The 17,755-nt window shown below is 72.2% G+C and carries 17 protein-coding genes; 6 read left to right on the forward strand and 11 right to left on the reverse strand.

Annotated elements, in window-relative coordinates; genetic code table 11:
* Window positions 1–80: 80 nt before the first annotated feature.
* From ACFVU2_RS12120 to ACFVU2_RS12130, 3 genes are read right to left on the reverse strand one after another with little or no spacing between them, the layout of a single operon-like run.
* On the reverse strand, window positions 81–1,235 hold the full coding sequence (locus ACFVU2_RS12120; protein WP_387874474.1) for a hypothetical protein: 1,155 nt from the start codon (window positions 1,233–1,235) through the stop codon (window positions 81–83).
* 56 nt (window positions 1,236–1,291) lie between these two features.
* Window positions 1,292–2,413: a hypothetical protein gene (locus tag ACFVU2_RS12125; protein ID WP_387875747.1), complete on the reverse strand. Its 1,122-nt coding sequence runs from the start codon at window positions 2,411–2,413 to the stop codon at window positions 1,292–1,294.
* A gap of 57 nt (window positions 2,414–2,470) precedes the next feature.
* The gene (locus tag ACFVU2_RS12130; protein WP_387874476.1) at window positions 2,471–3,343 is read right to left on the reverse strand and encodes a PHP domain-containing protein; all 873 of its coding nucleotides are present in this window, start codon (window positions 3,341–3,343) and stop codon (window positions 2,471–2,473) included.
* A gap of 33 nt (window positions 3,344–3,376) precedes the next feature.
* Here ACFVU2_RS12130 and ACFVU2_RS12135 point away from each other — a divergent pair, with 33 nt between their 5' ends.
* Window positions 3,377–4,903, forward strand: coding sequence for an aminopeptidase P family protein (locus ACFVU2_RS12135; protein WP_387874478.1), 1,527 nt, complete (start codon window positions 3,377–3,379; stop codon window positions 4,901–4,903).
* A gap of 31 nt (window positions 4,904–4,934) precedes the next feature.
* Here ACFVU2_RS12135 and dhaK read toward each other — a convergent pair whose 3' ends face one another.
* The 6 genes from dhaK to ACFVU2_RS12165 all read right to left on the reverse strand — a co-directional run bounded on the left by dhaK (window position 4,935) and on the right by ACFVU2_RS12165 (window position 10,958).
* Window positions 4,935–5,930 (reverse strand): dihydroxyacetone kinase subunit DhaK, encoded by a 996-nt coding sequence (gene dhaK / locus ACFVU2_RS12140; protein ID WP_387874480.1) that lies wholly within the window; start codon window positions 5,928–5,930, stop codon window positions 4,935–4,937.
* 40 nt (window positions 5,931–5,970) lie between these two features.
* A complete protein-coding gene (gene dhaL / locus ACFVU2_RS12145; protein ID WP_387874482.1) occupies window positions 5,971–6,618 on the reverse strand; it encodes a dihydroxyacetone kinase subunit DhaL in 648 nt (215 codons plus the stop codon).
* Between the two features lie 56 nt (window positions 6,619–6,674).
* Window positions 6,675–7,451 carry an HAD-IA family hydrolase gene (locus tag ACFVU2_RS12150; protein ID WP_387874485.1) on the reverse strand — a complete coding sequence of 259 codons (777 nt, stop codon included), beginning with the start codon at window positions 7,449–7,451 and terminating at the stop codon, window positions 6,675–6,677.
* Window positions 7,452–7,455: 4 nt separating this feature from the next.
* Window positions 7,456–8,316 carry a class II fructose-bisphosphate aldolase gene (locus tag ACFVU2_RS12155; protein WP_387874488.1) on the reverse strand — a complete coding sequence of 287 codons (861 nt, stop codon included), beginning with the start codon at window positions 8,314–8,316 and terminating at the stop codon, window positions 7,456–7,458.
* A 104-nt stretch (window positions 8,317–8,420) separates the two neighbouring features.
* A complete protein-coding gene (locus tag ACFVU2_RS12160) occupies window positions 8,421–10,220 on the reverse strand; it encodes a GAF domain-containing protein (protein WP_387874491.1) in 1,800 nt (599 codons plus the stop codon).
* A gap of 81 nt (window positions 10,221–10,301) precedes the next feature.
* The gene (locus ACFVU2_RS12165; RefSeq protein ID WP_387874493.1) at window positions 10,302–10,958 is read right to left on the reverse strand and encodes a general stress protein; all 657 of its coding nucleotides are present in this window, start codon (window positions 10,956–10,958) and stop codon (window positions 10,302–10,304) included.
* A 57-nt stretch (window positions 10,959–11,015) separates the two neighbouring features.
* On the opposite strand from ACFVU2_RS12165, the gene ACFVU2_RS12170 reads away from it, so the two are divergent.
* The 4 genes from ACFVU2_RS12170 to ACFVU2_RS12185 are packed head-to-tail and all read left to right on the forward strand — an operon-like array spanning window position 11,016 to window position 14,454.
* Window positions 11,016–12,338, forward strand: a complete 1,323-nt coding sequence (locus tag ACFVU2_RS12170) for a magnesium transporter MgtE N-terminal domain-containing protein (RefSeq protein ID WP_387874494.1) — start codon at window positions 11,016–11,018, stop codon at window positions 12,336–12,338.
* Window positions 12,325–12,858, forward strand: a complete 534-nt coding sequence (locus ACFVU2_RS12175; RefSeq protein ID WP_387874496.1) for a DUF1003 domain-containing protein — start codon at window positions 12,325–12,327, stop codon at window positions 12,856–12,858. Before ACFVU2_RS12170 ends, ACFVU2_RS12175 begins: the two co-directional genes overlap by 14 nt.
* On the forward strand, window positions 12,851–13,996 hold the full coding sequence (locus tag ACFVU2_RS12180; protein WP_387874497.1) for an Mrp/NBP35 family ATP-binding protein: 1,146 nt from the start codon (window positions 12,851–12,853) through the stop codon (window positions 13,994–13,996). Before ACFVU2_RS12175 ends, ACFVU2_RS12180 begins: the two co-directional genes overlap by 8 nt.
* A gap of 2 nt (window positions 13,997–13,998) precedes the next feature.
* Window positions 13,999–14,454: an anthrone oxygenase family protein gene (locus ACFVU2_RS12185; protein WP_387874498.1), complete on the forward strand. Its 456-nt coding sequence runs from the start codon at window positions 13,999–14,001 to the stop codon at window positions 14,452–14,454.
* Window positions 14,455–14,464: 10 nt separating this feature from the next.
* Here the strand turns inward: ACFVU2_RS12185 and ACFVU2_RS12190 are convergent, their stop codons facing one another.
* Together ACFVU2_RS12190 and ACFVU2_RS12195 are read right to left on the reverse strand one after the other, a co-directional pair.
* Window positions 14,465–15,940: a pyridoxal phosphate-dependent decarboxylase family protein gene (locus tag ACFVU2_RS12190; protein ID WP_387874499.1), complete on the reverse strand. Its 1,476-nt coding sequence runs from the start codon at window positions 15,938–15,940 to the stop codon at window positions 14,465–14,467.
* Window positions 15,927–17,288, reverse strand: coding sequence for an MFS transporter (locus ACFVU2_RS12195; RefSeq protein ID WP_387874501.1), 1,362 nt, complete (start codon window positions 17,286–17,288; stop codon window positions 15,927–15,929). Before ACFVU2_RS12195 ends, ACFVU2_RS12190 begins: the two co-directional genes overlap by 14 nt.
* A 103-nt stretch (window positions 17,289–17,391) precedes the next feature.
* On the opposite strand from ACFVU2_RS12195, the gene ACFVU2_RS12200 reads away from it, so the two are divergent.
* Window positions 17,392–17,754, forward strand: a complete 363-nt coding sequence (locus tag ACFVU2_RS12200; RefSeq protein WP_387874503.1) for a hypothetical protein — start codon at window positions 17,392–17,394, stop codon at window positions 17,752–17,754.
* The last annotated feature ends 1 nt before the right edge of the window (window position 17,755 follow it).

Below are 17,755 nucleotides of genomic sequence, written 5' to 3' on the forward strand. Positions count from 1 at the left end.
ACACCCCCCCCGGCCCGGTCTCCCCCGGCCGGGCACCCCCCGCCGCGCCCCGGCCCCCCCGGCGCGCCCCCCCTTCCGCGTCAGTACCAGTTGTGTCCGAGATGGAACGACCAGGCCGCGCAGGGACTCCCGTATCGGCCGGAGATGTAGCTCAGACCCCAGTTGATCTGCGTGTCGGCGTTGGTCATCCAGTCACCGCCGGCGCTGGCCATCTTGCTGCCCGGCAGGGCCTGCGGGATGCCGTAGGCGCCGCTCGACCGGTTGTACGCATCCGCGCGCCAGCTGGACTCCTTGGTCCAGAGCTTGATCAGACAGCTCATCTGCTCGCCGCCCCAGCCGTAGGCCGGCAGCCGGCTCGACGCGTAGGCCTGCGCGGCAGCCGGATTCACGACGATCCCGGGAGGCGGAGCCGAGCCGTCCGCGCCACCGCCCGCTCCCCCGCTCGAACCGCCGCCGCCGCCCGAGCCGGAGGGCTGCTCGGCGGCCTTGCGCGCAGCCTCGCCCTCCGCGTACCGCTTCTCGACCGACGCCTCGGTGTTCTTGAGGGAGGCGAGCTGCGCGTACATCGTGTCGGCCTTCGACTGCTGGTCGGCGAGCGCCGCGTCGGAGGCCGCCTTGGCCGTCGCGGCGACGTCGTACGCCGCCTTCGCGTCGGCGTCGCGCTGCCCGCGGACCGTCTGCGCGACCACCGCCTGATCGCTGAGCGACGACGCCAGGTTCTTCTGCGCGCTCGCCTTCTCGAACAGCGTGCTCGACCGATCGGCGAGCCTGCTGACCGCACCCAGCTGATAGAGCAGCGCGTCGGCCGTGAACGAATCGTCGGTGAGCAGGAGGCGCACCGAGACGTCGGTGCCGCCCCCGCGGCTGAGCTGCGCGGCGAGGGTGCCGCTCTGCGCCCGCAACGCCGCGGCCTCGGTCGTCGCCGCTTCCGCCCGGGCCGCGAGATCGGCGGCCTTCCGCGTCGCCGCCTGCAGGGCCTCCTGCGCCGCGCCGTACTCGGCCGCGCGCGCGACGGCGGCGTCCGCGGCCGCGTCGGCCACGCTCTGCAGCCCCGCGAGGAGGCCGTTGATGCGGTCGACCTGAGCCTGGGCGGACGCGGCGTCGGACTTCGCCGCGGCGACCTCGTCCCAGCTCGGGTAGCTCGTCTCCGCCAGGGCAGGACCCGCGACGTCCGCCGTCACGAGACCGGCGATCAGCACGGCAGCCGCCGTCGCCCTCGTCAACGCCTGCCTCACCTGGTCCCCTCTCGCTGCGTCCCCCGAGGTTCCAGGCTATGCGAAGCAGCCGTCGCTCAGTACCAGTTGGGGTCGTGGCTCATCTCGAAGTTCCACGCTCCGCAGGGCGAGCCGTATGCCCGGGAGATGTAGTCCAGGCCCCAGTTCACCTGCGTGTCCTGGTTCGTCATCCAGTCCGCTCCGGCCGTGGCCATCTTGCTCGCCGGCCACGCCTGCGGGATGCCGTAGGCGCCGCTCGAGGTGTTGTACGCGTCCGCGCGCCATCCCGACTCGTGGTTCCAGAGTTTGATCAGGCAGCCCATCTGGTCCTGCCCCCAGCCGTAGGCGGCCAGCCGGCTCGACGCGTACGCCTGCGCCCCGGCGGGGTCCACGACCATGCCGGGAGGCGGGGCGAACCCGTCGGATCCGCCACCGGGATTCGCGGCGGCCTCGGCGGCGGCCTTGGCGGCCTCCCCCTCCGCATAGCTCTTCTCCACCGACGCCTCGGTGTTCTTCAGCGTCGCCAGTTGTGCGTACAGCGTGTTCGCGTGGGCCTTCTGGTCGGCGAGCTGCGCCTGCGCGGCCGCCTCGGCGTCCTTGGCGGCCTGGTACGCCGTCTTGGCGTCGGCGTCGAGTTTCGTGCGGACGGCCTCGGCGGCGGCGGCCTGCGCGCTGAGGGCGGCCGCGACGTTCTTCTGCTGGTCGGCCTCCGCGAAGAGGACGCTGGAGCGCTCCGTGAGCTTCGAAACGGCCCCCAGCTCGTAGAGCAGCGACTGCTGGTGGGAGGCGCTGCTGCCGAGGAAGAGGCGGAGGGTGACGTTCGAACCTCCCGCGCGCACCAGTTGCGAGGCGAGGGTGCCGCTCTGCTTGCGCAGCGCGTCCGCCTGCGCCGTCGCGTCGGTCGCCTGCTTCGACAGGTCGTCGGCCTTCTGCGTCGCCGTCTGCAGCGCCGCCTCGGCCTCGCCGTACTCGCCGGCCCGCTTGACGGCCAGGTCTCCCGCCGCGTTCGCGGCGGACTGGAGGCCGGCGAGCAGCGCGTTGATGCTGTCGACCTCGGCCTGCGCCGCGGAGGCGTTCGCCTTCGCGTTCTGCACGTCGTCCCATGACGGGTACGACGTGTCCGCGACGGCCGGAGCCGCGCCTCCCGCGATCACGAGGGCGCCGACGATCGCCGCCGCCGTCGCAGAGGCCGTCCACATGCGTCTCACCGAGCACCTCGCCTTCCGTCCCCCGCGGTCCAGGCTAAGCGCACCCGGTCACGGAGCGTAGAAAGGCGCCGCGCCTGTCGCTTCTTCGATCATCCGATCCACGACGGCCGGGTCGGTGGTGTTCTCGCCCAATCGATTGGGCTTGCCTGCGCCGTGGTAGTCGCTCGACCCGGTGATCGCCAGCCCGTAGCGTGCGGCCAGCTCGCGCAGGCGCTCCTTGCCGTCCTCGGTGTTCTCGCGATGGTCGATCTCGAATCCGAAGAGTCCGGCGTCGACGAGCCGGCGCAGGCGGTCCTCGGGGATGACCCGGCCGCGGCCGCCGGTCGCGGGATGCGCGAGCACGGGGATGCCGCCGGCTTCGCGGATCAGGCGGACGCCGGTCAGGGGCTCCGGCGCGTAGTGCGGCTGGAAGTACCCGCTGCGCCAGTGCAGGATCCCCGCGAACGCCGCGCTGCGGTCGGTGGCCAGGCCCCGGGCGACGAGCGCGTCGGCGATGTGCGGGCGGCCGACCGTCGCACCCTCGGTCGCCTGCGCCATGACGTCGGCCCACGTGATGTCGTAGTCCTCGGCGATGCGGCGCACCATGTCCTCCGCGCGGCGCATCCGGCCATCGCGGATCCGCCGGGTCTCGGCGACCAGCGCGGGGTTCGCCGGATCGAACAGGTAACCGAGCATGTGGACGCTGGCGAACTCGATCCGGGTGCTCAGCTCCATGCCGGGGATCACGGTGACGCCGGCCTCGGCTCCCGCCGTCGCGGCCTCGGCCCAGCCCGCGGTCGAGTCGTGGTCGGTGAGGGCGACCGTGCCCAGACCCGCGACCGCCGCGGCGCGCACGAGTTCCGCAGGGGTCTCCGTCCCGTCCGACACGCTCGAATGCGTGTGGAGGTCGACGGGACCGCGGAACCGTCGCTCATCAGCCATGCACTCCATCCTAGGAGTGGGAGAATGGTGGGCATGTCGTCGCAGCAGTCCACGTCCCCCGCCACGTCCCCGGCCACCGACACCGCAGAGGCCCCGCGCGCCACCGCGAACCGCTCCACCACACCGGGATCGGCCGCGTTCAAGGAGTTCATCGGCAGCGGCTGGGCCGACCGACCCGAAGTCCTGCCCGGCGCACGTGAGCAGGCCGCCTCTGCCGCGCGCCGCCGCGAACGCGTCTCGGAACTGTTCCGCGGGCGGCGCGTAATCGTGCCCGCCGGCCGGCTCAAGCAGCGCAGCAACGACACGGACTACGCGTTCCGCGCGCACTCCGCCTTCACCCACCTGACCGGCTGGGGCTCCGACTCCGAGCCGGGCAGCGTCCTGGTGCTGGAGCCCACCGCCACCGGGCACGAGGCCACCGTGTACTTCCGCGAGCGCGCCGGGCGCGACTCCGACGAGTTCTACGCGAATCCCGAGATCGGCGAATTCTGGATCGGCCCGCGCCCCTCGCTCGCCCAGGTCGCGAGCGACCTCGCCCTCGCCACGCGCGGGATCGCCGACGTCGCCGCCGTGCTCGACGGTGTCGACGAGGGCGCCGTCGTGCTGCGCGAGGCCGATCCCGAGCTCACCGACCGCGTCGACACCGCGCGCCTGCTGCTCTCGGAGGACGCGGACCCCGAGGACCACGCCGAGGACGACCGTCTCGCCCGCGAGCTCTCCGAGCTGCGCCTGGTCAAGGACGCCTATGAGATCGGCGAGCTGCGCGCGGCCGTCGCCGCCACGGCGCGCGGATTCGACGACGTGATCGCCGACCTGCCCCGCATCGTCGCGCACCCGCGCGGCGAGCGCCTGGTCGAGGGTGTGTTCAACGGCCGGGCGCGCGCCGACGGCAATGCGGTCGGCTACGACACGATCGCCGCGAGCGGCCCGCACGCCTGCATCCTGCACTGGACGCGCAACGACGGTCCGGTCGTGCCCGGCGACCTCATCCTGCTCGACGCGGGCGTGGAGCTCGACAGCTACTACACGGCCGACATCACCCGCACCCTGCCGGTCAGCGGCACGTTCACCGAGACGCAGCGCCTGGTCTACGAGACGGTGCGGGAGGCCGCCGATGCGGCGTTCGCGATCGTGCGGCCCGGCATCCGGTTCCGCGAGATCCACGCCACCGCGATGGCCGTGATCGCGCGCCGCACCGCCGAGTGGGGCCTGCTGCCCGTGACGGCGGAGGAGGCCCTGGAGCCGGAGAACCAGCAGCACCGCCGGTACATGGTCCACGGAACCAGCCACCATCTGGGTCTCGACGTGCACGACTGCGCGCAGGCGCGGCGCGAGCTCTACCTGGACGGCGTGCTCGAGCCCGGCATGACCTTCACCATCGAGCCCGGTCTCTACTTCCAGCCGGACGATCTGACCGTGTCCGAGCGGTTCCGCGGCATCGGGGTGCGCATCGAGGACAACATCCTGGTCACCGCCGACGGTGCCGAGAACCTCTCGCTCGCCATTCCGCGCACCGCCGACGACGTGGAGGCGTGGGTGGGCCGGCTCAGCGGGCGCTGAGCCGGCCGTCTCCACCGCGCTCCGTGGTGGCTCAGAAGATGCGCAGGCCGATCTCGGCGGGCGCCGCGAGCAGGCCCTCGATCTCGTCGTCCAGGCGCACCAGGGTGATCGACGCCCCCGCCATGTCGAGCGACGTGCAGTACTCCCCCACATAGCTGCGGGCGACGGAGATGCCCTTGGCGGCGAGCGACTCGTGCGCGTGACCGTACGCGATGTAGAGCTCGCTGATCGGCGTGCCGCCGAGACCGTTCACCATGAGGGCGACACGGTCACCGCGTTCGAAGGGCAGGTCGGCCACCACGGGCTCCAGCAGCTCGTCCACGAGCGCGTCGGACGGTTCGATCTTCGCCCGGCGGCGGCCCGGCTCCCCGTGGATCCCGACTCCGATCTCGATCTCGTCGTCGCCGAGCTCGAACAGCGGTGATCCCTTGGCGGGCGGCGTGCACGCGGTGAGCGCGAGGCCCATCGTGCGCGTGACCGCGTTGACCTTCTCGCCGATCCGGACGACCTCGTCCAGATCCGCGCCGGCCTCGGACGCCGCGCCGACGGCCTTCATCACGAAGAAGTTGCCCGCCACCCCGCGCCGGCCGACGGTGTATGTGGAGTCCTGGACGGAGACGTCGTCGTCGATGAACAGGGTCCGCACCTTGACGCCGTCGGCGAGGCTCATCTCCTGGGCCATGTCGAACGCCATCCGATCGCCGGTGTAGTTGTTCACCAGCAGGAGGACGCCCTTCGGCGACGCGAGGAGCTTCGTCGTCTCGTAGACGTAGTCCATCGGCGGGGCGGCGAAGACGTCTCCGGGGCACGCCCCGTCGAGCATCCCCTTGCCGACCGTCAGGACGTGCGCGGGCTCGTGCCCCGAACCGGACCCCTGCACGATCGACACCTTGCCGTCGTTCGGCGCGTCGGCGCGCATGATCAGGTTGTACTCGGGCACGTAGCAGAGCGTGTCGGGATTGGCCAGGGCGATGCCCTTCAGCATGTCGGGGACGTACTTCAGCGGATCGTTGACGAACTTCTTCATGGCGCTCTCCAGTTCGGGTGTTCGGGTGGATTCAGGTGACTCAGGATTCGCGGGGCCGCCCCGGCCAGGCCGGAGCGAGCCGCTCGAGGATGACCGCCACGGCGACGGCGCCGGGGTCGGGCGAGCCGATGCTGCGCTCGCCCGTGTAGGCGGCGCGGCCGCGCTTGGCCTGCATGGTGACGGTGGCATCGGCCGCCGTCCGGGCGGAGACCGCGGCGGCGGCGACGACCTCGTCGCTGCTGTCGCCCGCCGCGAGGGCGGCCTCGATGGCGTCGGTCATCGGGACCAGGGCGTCGAGCAGGGTCTTGTCGCCGACGTCGGCGTTCCCGCGCGCCTTGATGCCCTCGATCGCCGCACGCAGCATGGCGACGGCATCGGCGCCGGTCAGGGTGTCCTTGCCCTTGCCGACCGCTGCGGCACGGAGGAAGGCCGTGCCCCAGATCGGTCCGGACGTTCCTCCGATGCGGCTGGTGATGGCCACCGCGATCTTCTGGAGGAAGGTCCCGATGTCGGCGCGGTCGTAGGAGTCCCAGTCGGCGAGGACGATCTCGAAGCCGCGCGCCAGCGAGAATCCGAAGTCGCCGTCGCCGACGACGGAGTCGAGGTCGCCGAACTCCCGCTCGTTGTCGACCGCCGTCTGCGCGATCGTGCGGACGACGAACTCGGTGTCGTCGAAGCTCTGGGTCATGGTGGCTCCTTCGGGTCCGGATGGGCGCGGTGGCGGTGGCGGTGGCGGTGGCGGAATCAGGGTCGCGGTCGTTCGAGCACGGCGGCGAGGTCGTCGAGGGTGACCTGTGGTCCCGGGAGGATCCCCGCCGGATCGGAGACGACCTCTGCGGGCTCGCCGGGATCGCCGAGCGAGCCGACGACGAGGGATGCCCCCGTGAAGTCCTCATCGACGGTGTAGGCGCTGACGGTGACCACGACGCGCAAGCCCGCGGAGACCGCGGCGCGGACGCCGTTGCCGCTGTCCTCGATCACGACCGCGTCGTCGGCGCCGAGTGCCATCCGCTCCAGCGCCAGCAGGTAGATGTCGGGCGCGGGCTTCTTGTGCGGCACGATGTCGCCCGCGAAGACGGCGAAGCCGCTCGCCAGCTGCTCGCCGACCGCGTGCTCCAGGACGGCGCGCACCGACGGCTCGGCCGACGTGGAGGCGACGGCGAGCCTCCAGCCGGCCTGGTGAGCGGCCTCGACGATCCGCCGGATCCCCGGGCGTCCCGGGAGCGCGCCGGAGGCCACGAGCTCGGTGTAGATCGCGGTCTTGCGCTTATGCCACTCCGCGAGCAGATCCCGCTGCGCGTCCGCGTCGGCGGGCAGGCCGTTGGCGGCGACGAAGTCGGGCGTCAGGATGCTCGCCATGCGTTCCTTCCCGCCGCCGATCAGCACCTTCTCGCGGTAGTCGTCGTCGCTCCAGTGCACGGGGACGCCGAACTCGGCGAACGTGCGGTTGAACGCCGGCAGATGCCCGTTGCGCTCGGTGTCCGCCAGGACGCCGTCGCAGTCGAAGATCAGGGCCGGCACGTCGTCACCACGCCCGTCCCGCGCTGCCGAAGGTGGCGGCGAGGCCGGTGGTCAGGTCGACGATGTGCCCGCGCACGTCCCGGAACAGCGAGGGCGGATCCCACTTGTCGGCCTCCTCCGCTCCCTTGAGGAACGCGAGGCTCGATCGCATGAACTCGATCTTGAGCGCGGTCGAGATGTTGACCTTGGCGCAGCCGCGGGCGATGAGGTCGCGGAACTGGTCGTCCGTCATCCCGCTCCCGCCGTGCAGTGCGATCGGCACGCCGGTGCGCTCCACCAGGTCGGTCACCCGCTGGAAGTCGAGGGCGGGCGTCGCGGAGTAGACACCGTGGGCGTTGCCGATCGACGGCGCGAACACGTCGACCCCGGTCGCCTCGATGAACGCCACCGCCGTCTCCAGGGTCTGCCGTTGGGGTTCGGTGTCGGCGCCGATGCCGTCCTCCACCCCTTTGATGGCCTCGATCTCGCCCTCGACGTGGGCGCCGTACCGCCGCGCCTCGGCGACGACCTCGACCGTCTGCCGCTGATTCTCCTCCACCGTGAGGGTGGAGGCGTCGAAGAGCACGGAGTTCCAGCCCCGATCGAGGCACTCGGTGATCACGGCGCGCTCGGGGCAGTGGTCGAGATGCAGCGTCACCGGCACCTCGATGCCCGCCGTCATCGCCTCCCACATCGCGAACAGCACGTCGGAGCCGATGGACTTCACGGTCTTCACCGAGGTCTGCACGATGACCGGGGAACGCGCCTCGACCGCGCCGGCGAGGACCGCCTCGAGGGTCAGATCGTTGACGATGTTGATCGCGGGCACGCCGTAGCGCTCCGCGAACGCCCGGTCGACGATCTCCTTCAGCGACACGACAGGCATGGGATCCTCCTCGTTCCACGCTCAGCGTAGGCAGGAGGCGCCGCGCGCCGACACGGGGAGTTCCCCCACCGGTGCGGGTAGGGATTCCCCTCACCGGCGCACGGTCAGCGGCGGCCCGACGAGAGCGCGGCGAGCACCGTGCGGTTGGCCGCGCCGGTCTTGCGCAGCAGCGCGCCGACGTGCTTCTCCACGGTCTTGACGGAGATGTGGAGCGCGGACGCGATCATCTTGTCGGGCATCCCCTGTTCCACCAGCGCACGCACCTCGCGCTCGCGCACGGTCAGCGGCTCCTCGCCGCCGGTGAGGGAGACGGCGAACCGGGAGAGGAACTCGGGGCTGAGCAGGAGGTCCCCGCGAGCCGCGGCCACCACCGTCCGGGCGATGGCGGCGGGATCGGCCGTCGCCTCGACGAAACCGGCCGCCCCGACCCGTGTCCCGCCGAGCAGGCGATCGTCGGTCACCGAGCCGATCAGGAGGACGACCCGAGCCTCGTCGTCGGCCGCGCGCAGGTGAGAGGTCAGCTGGACCCCGTCGACATGGGGAAGGTCGAGGTCGGCCAGCACGACGTTCGGTCGCAGCAGGTCGTAGGCCTCGACGGCCGCTTGCGCGTCGGCGACCTCGGCGACCACCTGGATGTCCGGCTCCGCCAGCGCGAGCGACCGCACCAGTCCCGACCGGATCAACGGGTTCGCATGCGCGACGAGTACGCGCCAGCGTGCGTGCACGCGGTCGCCCACCACCGCCGCGACGGGCAGCTCGGCCCGGACGCGTGTGCCCCACTGCGGCGTCGACTCGATGTGGATGCTGCCGCCGAGGTGCTCGGCGCGGGCCGCGAGACCCTGGAGGCCGAGGCCGCGGAGGGGCCGCGCGGGGGCCTTCGCGAGACCGCCGACATCGAAGCCGCGCCCGTCGTCCTCGACGAGGGCGGTCACCTCCCGCTCGCCGTAGACGATGCCGACGCGCACCTGTCGGGCGGACGCGTGCTCGACCACGTTGGTCAACGACTCCTGCACGATCCGGAAGAGCTGGCGGACCGTCTCCGGAGCCAGCGGGGCCGGCTCGCCCACGACGACCAGCCGGGTCGTCAGTCCCGCCGCGGACTCCGCCCAGGCCAGCTCGAGCGCGATCGCCTCGCCCAGGGAGCGGCCGTCCAACTGCTCGGGGCCGAGACCGAGGACCGTCCGCTGCGTCTCGCTCAGCGCGGAGCGGGCCGCACGGCGGGCCTGGGTCAGAGCATCGCGCGGATCGTCGCCCATCGCCGTCCGGCGCTCGGCCTCGTCCAGTCGGAGCAGGATGTCGGCCAGGCCGCGGCCCACGGTGTCGTGCACCTCGCGGACGACACGTTCGCGCTCGCTGGCGACGGCGGCCTCCTGCGCGCGCTCCGCGGCGACGGCGTGCAGCCGGGCGTTGGTGATGGCGATGCCCGCGTGCGCCGCGAAGCTCTCGATGAGCTGGGTCTCCGGGACGCTGAACCGGCGTTCGGGATCGCGGCTGAAGACCACGAGGGCGCCGATGATCGCGCCGTTCCAGCGGATCGGCACCCCGATGGTGGCGTGGAGCAGGTCGCGGTCGGCGCCCTCGATGTGGCCGCCGCGCACCTGCGCGTACTCGTCGAACACGACGGTTGCGCGTGCCCGGACGACCTCGCCCGTGACGCCTTCGCCCAACGGGAAGGTCGCGCCCGAACGGCATCCCACTCCCAGGTCGGCGTCCTTGCGATAGGTGCCGGCCGTCTCGTCCACGGTGCAGATCGACCCGCTGTCGCAACCGAGCAGCTCGAGGGTGTGGCGCAGGATCCTCTCGAGCAGCGGCTCGAGGGCGAAATGGCCGGCCAGATCCTCTGCCAGCGCGGCGAGGGCGTCGAACGGGGCGCTCTGATTCGGTTTCGGGTTCTCGGCTTTCATGCGGTCCTGGTCCTCATCGACGTCGACGGCGATGCCGTCTCCATCATGCGCCCGCGGGCAGCCGCCCCGCCACCCCGCTCGTCAGGCGCGCGGGGCGGGCGGTGCTCCGGGCGCATCCGGCGCGTCCGCGGGCGGCTCCGGTGCTGCGGGAGGCTGCGGCGCCGGCGGCTGCCAGGCCGGGGGCGGGTCGCTCGGGTGCGGCGCGGCCGGCGGGTCGCTCGGGTGCTGCACGGCCGCCTGCGGCTGCTCGACGGCCACACCGTCGAGCAGGTTGCGGGCCCGGTTGCCCAGGTCGCCGTCGACGAGCACCGAGTAGCTGGTGGCGATCACCTGCATGACCGAGGTGTAGTCCTTGCGGCGCCGGTTGATGGCGTACGAGACGATGCCGAACAGCATCCCGAAGCCGGCGCCGATGAGCACCGCGGCGATGACGAACGCGAAGCTGACCGTCGGCGAGAAGATGACGAGCAGCAGCCCGAAGAAGATGCCGAGCCAGGCGCCCGAGGCGGCTCCCGCGATGGCCACGCGCCCCCAGGAGAGCTTGCCGGTCACCCGCTCGACGCTCTTGAGGTCGCTGCCGATGATCGAGACTTTGTCCACCGGGAAGTCGGCGCGGGCGAGCACATCGACGGCCTCCTGGGCGGCGGGGTACGTGTCGAACGTCGCCACCACCTCGCCGCGCGGGAGGGTCGGGAAGAGCATCCGGTTGCGGCCGCCGAGAGGGCTTGGGCTGGTCATCCACCCATTGTCCCATTCTCACGGTCCGTGCGGCGGGAAGGGCATAGGTTTATACACGTGAGTGCCACCAGGATCTTCGTCGCCCGGCTCGTCGGGACCAGCGTCTTCGACCCGGTCGGCGACCGGGTCGGACGTGTGCGCGATGTGCTGGTGGTCTACCGCAAATCGGATCCGCCGACGGTCGTCGGCCTCGTCGTCGAGATCCCCGGCAAGCGCCGGGTCTTCGTCTCCATCGGCCGTGTCACGAGCATCTCCCCGGGGCAGATCATCACGACCGGTCTCATCAACGTGCGCCGGTTCGAGCAGCGCGGCGGTGAGGTGCGAGTCATCGCCGAGCTGTTGGGCCGCAAGGTCGACTTCGTCGACGGCAGCGGCGAGGCCACCATCGAGGACGTCGCCATCGAGGAGTCCGCGACGGGCGAGTGGGCGGTCGGCCAGCTCTTCGTGCGGCGGCCCAAGACCGGATCGTCGCCGTTCGGCAAGGGCCCGACGACGTTCGCCACCTGGGACGAGGTGCGCGAGCGCCTCCGCGTCGGCGAGGCCCAGTCGGCGGAGCAGCTGATCGCCACCTACTCCGAGCTCAAGCCCGCCGACCTGGCGAACACCCTCCTCGACCTGCCGCCCCAGCGCATGCTGGAGGTGGCGGAGGAGCTCCCCGACGACCGCCTCGCCGACGTCCTCGAAGAGATGCCCGAGAGCGAGCAGGTGCAGATCCTCGCCCAGCTCGACGACGACCGCGCCGCCGACGTGCTCGACCAGATGGAGCCCGACGACGCGGCCGACCTCATCGCCCAGCTCTCGGACGAGCGCGGCGAGCACCTCCTGGAGCTGATGGAGCCGGAGGAGGCGGAGGACGTCCGCATGCTGCTCAGCTACGCCCCCGACACCGCGGGCGGCCTGATGACCACGGAGCCGATCATCGTGTCGGCCGATGCGACGGTGGCCGAGGGCCTCGCGCTCATCCGCCGTCACGAGCTCGCGCCGGCGCTCGGCGCCGCCGTGTGCGTCACGCTGCCGCCCTACGAGCCGCCCACCGGACGGTTCCTGGGCATCGTGCACTTCCAGCGGATGCTGCGCTACCCGCCGCACGTGCGTCTCGGCACCCTGCTCGACCCGAGCCTGGAGCCGGTCACCGGCGACACGTCCGCCGCCGAGGTCTCGCGCATCCTGGCCAGCTACAACCTCGTGTCGGTCCCCGTGGTCGACGACAAGCACCGGCTCGTCGGGGTGGTGACCATCGACGACATCCTCGACTACCTGCTCCCCGACGACTGGCGGAGTCAAGACGAGGACGAGCCCGTGAAACGCACGGCCCCGTCCGACGAGACCGGCAGCATCCCCATCGTGAACGGAAGGAGGGGTTCGAGTGGCACGAGGTAAGCAGGACACCCGTCTCGACGCACCGAAAGGGCTGCGCACGCCGGTCCTCGGGCCCTCGTCGCGCCGGGGGCGTGCCGACCAGAGCGACCGGTTCGGCCGGTTCACCGAGTGGATCGCGCGCGCCATGGGCACGCCGTGGTTCATCCTCGGCCTCACCGTCTTCGTCGTCGCGTGGATGGCGTGGAACACCCTCCTCCCGACCGCGTGGCGCTTCGACTCGGCGGCTCTGGGCTTCATCGCCCTGACCCTGGTGCTGTCGCTCCAGGCCTCCTACGCCGCGCCGCTCATCCTGCTCGCGCAGAACCGGCAGGACGACCGCGACCGCGTGCAGATCGAGCAGGACCGGCAGCGGGCCGAGCGCAACCTGGCCGACACGGAGTACCTGGCGCGCGAGGTCGTCGCTCTGCGGCTCGCCGTGAGGGATATGGCGACGAAGGACTTCATCCGGGCCGAGCTGCGCGCCCTCCTCGAAGACCTCGAGGAGCGCGACGCGGGCGAGGGCGAGACGACCCGTGCCTGAGCTGGCGGACGCCGTCGGGCGTGCGCTGGCCGCCGTGCTCGACCCCGAGATCCGCAAGCCGATCACCGAGCTCGACATGGTGGGCGGGGTGGAGGTCGCACCCGACGGCCACGCGACGGTCGGCATCAAGCTGACGATCGTCGGCTGCCCCGCCGCCGACGCGATCGAGCGGGATGTGCGCGCCGCGACGACGAGCGTCCCCGGAGTGACGGACGTGACCGTGGACGTGTCCGTCATGACTGCGGCCGAGCGGCGCGCCCTGACCGAACGGCTCCGGGGCGGTGCAGCGGCACGGACCGCCCAGTTCGGGCCCGACTCGCTCACCCGCGTCTACGCCGTCACGAGCGGCAAGGGCGGAGTCGGCAAGTCGACGGTGACCGCTAACCTCGCCGTCGCCCTCGCCGAACGGGGCCTGCGCGTCGGGATCGTCGACGCGGACGTGCACGGGTTCTCCATCCCGGGAGTGCTGGGCATGACCGATGAGAACGGCGTCGCCCCGCGGCCGACCCGGGTGGACGACATGATCCTCCCGCCCGTCGCCTACGGCGTGAAAGTGGTGTCGATCGGGATGTTCGTCGACTCCGCGTCGGCCGCCGTCGCCTGGCGCGGTCCGATGCTCCACCGCACCATCCAGCAGTTCCTCGGCGACGTGTTCTTCGGCGACCTCGACATCTTGTTGCTCGACCTGCCGCCCGGCACCGGCGACGTGGCGATCTCGGTCGGCCAGCTGCTCCCCCAGGCCGAGGTGCTCGTGGTGACCACCCCCCAGCCGGCCGCGGCCGACGTGGCGGAGCGCAGCGGCGTCGTCGCGCGGCAGACCGGTCAGAAGGTCGTCGGCGTGATCGAGAACATGGCCGGGCTGGTGCAGCCGGACGGCAGCATCCTCGACCTGTTCGGCAGCGGAGGCGGCGCGGAGGTCGCACGGCGGCTGTCCGCCGGACAGGACGACGAGGTTCCGCTTCTCGCCTCGGTTCCGCTCAGCATCCCGCTGCGGGCAGGCGGGGATGCGGGCGCGCCCATCGTCGTCACCGATCCCGGCGATCCCGCCGCCGCGGCCATCCGCAGCGTCGCCGAGCGCCTCGCCACGCGGGCGCGGGGACTCGCCGGCCGCAAGCTCGGCCTCTCCCCGAGGAGCTGAGCGTGGCGGCCGTCGCGATCGTCCAGCTCGTCCTCATCGGCCTGCTCGCCGGTGAGGAGCTCATCGTGCGCTGGGGCGTGCAGCCCGCGCTCCGGTCCCTGCCCGACGACGCGCACGTGCGTGCTCGGATCGCGCTCGTGAAGCGGCTGAAGGTCGTGGTGCCGGCCATCATGGTGCCGACCGTGCTCGCGTCGATCGCTCTGCTCGTCGTCGCCGGCGGCTCGGCCGGCCTGGCATGGCGGATCGCCGGTGCGGCCGCGCTGCTGGTCTTCGTGCTCGCGTCATTCCTCGGCACGGTGCCGATCAACATCGGCGTGAACGACTGGGATCCCGCCCGGCCGCCCGCCGACTGGCGTGCGGTCGTGGCACGCTGGGAGCGGATCGACGTGCTGCGGTCGAGCGCGGCGGTGCTCGCTTTCGTGCTGTTCGCGATCGCGGTCGGCGTCGCGCTGCCCTGAGCGCGGGGCGCTAGACCGGTTCGACGATCCGGGCGAGCAGTTCGACCAGCAGCCGCTCGGTCAGGGGCCGCGGCAGCGCCTCGATGAGTGCGAGCAGCGGCGCCTGCTCGTCGGGGAGCCGGCCGTCGCCTCCCCCGCCGATACCGACCGCCTGCAGCACCGCCGCGGCGGTGTCCGAGTCGAGCGGGCCGTCCGCGATCCCCGGCGGGAGGGCGCCCAGCAGCACGGTGGGATCGACCGGCGGCACGCCGCGCACCTCGTCCGCCGCGCCGCGCAGCGCACCCTCCAGCTCGTCCAGACGGCTGCCGGTGACGGGCGTGATGGTGAGGTGCGTCGTGTGCGGCAGGTGCGTGCCGTCCTCTTGCGTGAGCCCGGGCTGGAGCTGCAGGTGCCAGCCGCGCAGCCGGGCGCGGTCGGCCCAGTGGTGCGGATCGACGCGACGGTCGGCCGGGAGCGCCTCGTCGGTCGTCACAGCCAGCAGCGGGCCGGTCGGTTCACCGAGGACCCGGAGCCCTTCGATGTCGGCGATCAGGTCGGCGAGCGCCGCCGTCGAGCGGCGGCACGAGTCGGCCAGCTCGGCCAGCCCGCGTGCGCCGAGCGCCTGGATGATCGCCCACGAGGCCGCCAGCGCTGCGGCCGACTTGGACCCGAGCAGCGTGGGATTGACGACCGGGTAGCCGGGCCACCCCGTCGTCGCGAAGTACTGCAGGCGCTGACGGTCGCGCCCGCGCTGGAGGAGCACGCTCGCCCCCTTGGGCGCATAGCCGAACTTGTGGAGGTCGGCGGAGATGCTCGTGACCCCCGGCACGCGGAAGTCCCACAGCGGCAGCGCGGCGCCGTCGGCGTCGCGCCAGAACGGCAGGATCCAGCCGCCGATGCAGCCGTCGACGTGCAGGGCGACCCCGGCCTCGTCACAGGCCGCCGCGACGGTCTCGACGGGATCGAGCGTCCCGAAGGGATACGAGGGCGCCGACACGACGACCAGCGCGACGTCGGGTGCGAGCCGGGACAGCAGGCGGTCCGGGTCGATCCGGCCGGTCGCGGGGTCGACGGGAACGAGGTCGAGGGCGAGGTCGAAGTACTCCGCGGCCTTCTGGAACGCGGCGTGGACGGTCACCGGGGCGAGCAGGCGGGCCCGCCCCTCCCCTCCGGCGGCCCGCCAGGCGTCCCTGGCGGTCTTGACGGCCAGGAGGCAGGACTCCGTGCCCCCGGAGGTGACGGACCCGACGACGTCGTCGCCCCCGTGGAGGAGCTCGCGGGCGAAGCCGATCACCTCCCGTTCCATGACGGCCACCGAGGTGAACGTCGTCGGGTCGAGCCCGTTGACCGGCTGCACGAGGCGCATCGCCTCCGCGGCGAGCTCGTCGATCTCGGCCACACCGGAGTCGTAGACGTAGCTGAGCACGTGGCCGCCGTGGGTCGGCGCATCGGCCGTACGCAGGGCGGCGAGTCGGGCGAGGACCGCCCGGGCGTCAAACGAGACCATCGATGTCGTCCTTCCGGAGACGGTAGCGGCTGAGGGGGAGGAGGCTGAGGGCGAGGAGGGCGGCGGGCACGGCGCTGAAGGCGAGCACGATGCCGGCGACCGCGGCGGCCGGCTGCGTCGCACCGGCGACCAGGGCGGTGGGATCGGACGACCGCACGACATAGCCGGTGACGGCCAGCACGATCGTGAGGACCGTCGCACCGAGCGCCATGCCCGTCGTCTCGCCCGCGGTCCACATGCCGCCGAAGGTCCCGGCGCGTCCCGGGCCGTTGCGGCGAGCGTCGTGCGAGATCACGTCGGGGAGCATGGCCATCGGCAGGGACTGCATTCCGGCGTAGGCGGCGCCGGCCAGCGCGACCGGGAGGTAGACCCACTCCCCCGGCGCCCAGAGCAGCGCCACCATCGACAGGGCGGCGAGACCGAAGAGCGCGCTCGCAGCGAAGAAGCCGCGCTCCTTGCCCACGCGACGGGCGATGACGCCCCACAACGGCGTGACGATGAGCGCCGGCCCGATCAGGGCGAGGAAGAGGAAGGTGACGGCGTCCTCCGAGTGCAGCACCCAGGTCGCGACGTAGTTGGCGCCGGCCAGCATGAGACCGGTCGCGAGGCCCTGGAGCAGGAAGGTCAGGAGCAGGGCGCGGAACGGCTGGCTGTCGCGCAGCACGCGCACGCCGGCGGCGTAGTTCGTGCGGAGCGTCGTGAGGATCGGCTCCCGCGGCGGTGCGACCGTCGCGGGAGCGTGCCGCGGGGCGACGAAGGCGGAGATCAGCATCCCGGCCCCGATCACGACGCCGGCGATCAGCGCCATCACGGGATAGCCGCCCAGGGACCGCAGCGCCGGGCCTCCCGCACCGAACAGCAGGATCGCGAGGGTCAGCACGACGACACGCCAGGTCAGCAGCCGGGTGCGCTCGTCGTAGCCGCTCGCCAGCTCGGCGGGCAGCGCGATGTACGGCACCTGGAAGAGGCTGAACGAGGTCGCGGTGAGGACGAACGCGATCAGCACCCACGCCGCCGCCGGCACCTCCGGCACGCCGTGCGGCACGGCGAAGGTGAGCAGGAAGAAGACCGGGAGGGTGATCGCGCCCAGCACCATCATCGGGCGGCGCGACCCGCGCACGGCCAGCATCCGGTCGCTGCGGGCGCCGATCACCGGGTCGATGATCACATCCCACACCTTCGCGACCGTGACGACGACACCCGCGACCAGCGCGGCCACACCGAGGCTGTCCGTCAGGTAGTAGACCAGCACGAGCCCGGGAAGCGTCGAGAAGCCGCCGGTGCCGAGGGAGCCGATGGCGTAGCGCGCGACCGTCGGCCGGGTGAGCGTCTGCTCCGATGCGATCATGTCGGCATCGTATTGGATGCGCGGCCCCGCCAGCTCGCGACAGACTCGACACTTCTCACCCGCGCGAACCCACTTTGCTGTAGCACTTCGCTACACTGGGTGCATGGGTCACACGATGCCGATGCGGATGGACGGCGACTTGTTCGAGGCCGCCAAGGCCGTCGGCGCGGTAGCCAGCCGCAGCGCCGCGCAGCAGATCAGCCACTGGGCGAGGATCGGACGCGAGCTCGAAGCGTCTCCGGGCACGAGCCAGCGTGACATCCAGCGGGTGCTCGCGGGAGACGCGGCCTATGACGATCTCGGGGAGCGCGGCCAGGCCATCGTGCGGGCGATCTGGGACGAAGAGATGAGCAAGCGTCTCGCTCGCCTGGATCTCGCCGCGGAGTTCACACAGGCCGGACGATCCTGGACCGACGCAGACGAGAACGGCGACGCGGTCGTCCGAGACGGCACCACCGGCGCCTGAC

Source organism: Leifsonia sp. NPDC058194, assembly GCF_042883605.1.
Taxonomy (GTDB): domain Bacteria; phylum Actinomycetota; class Actinomycetes; order Actinomycetales; family Microbacteriaceae; genus Leifsonia.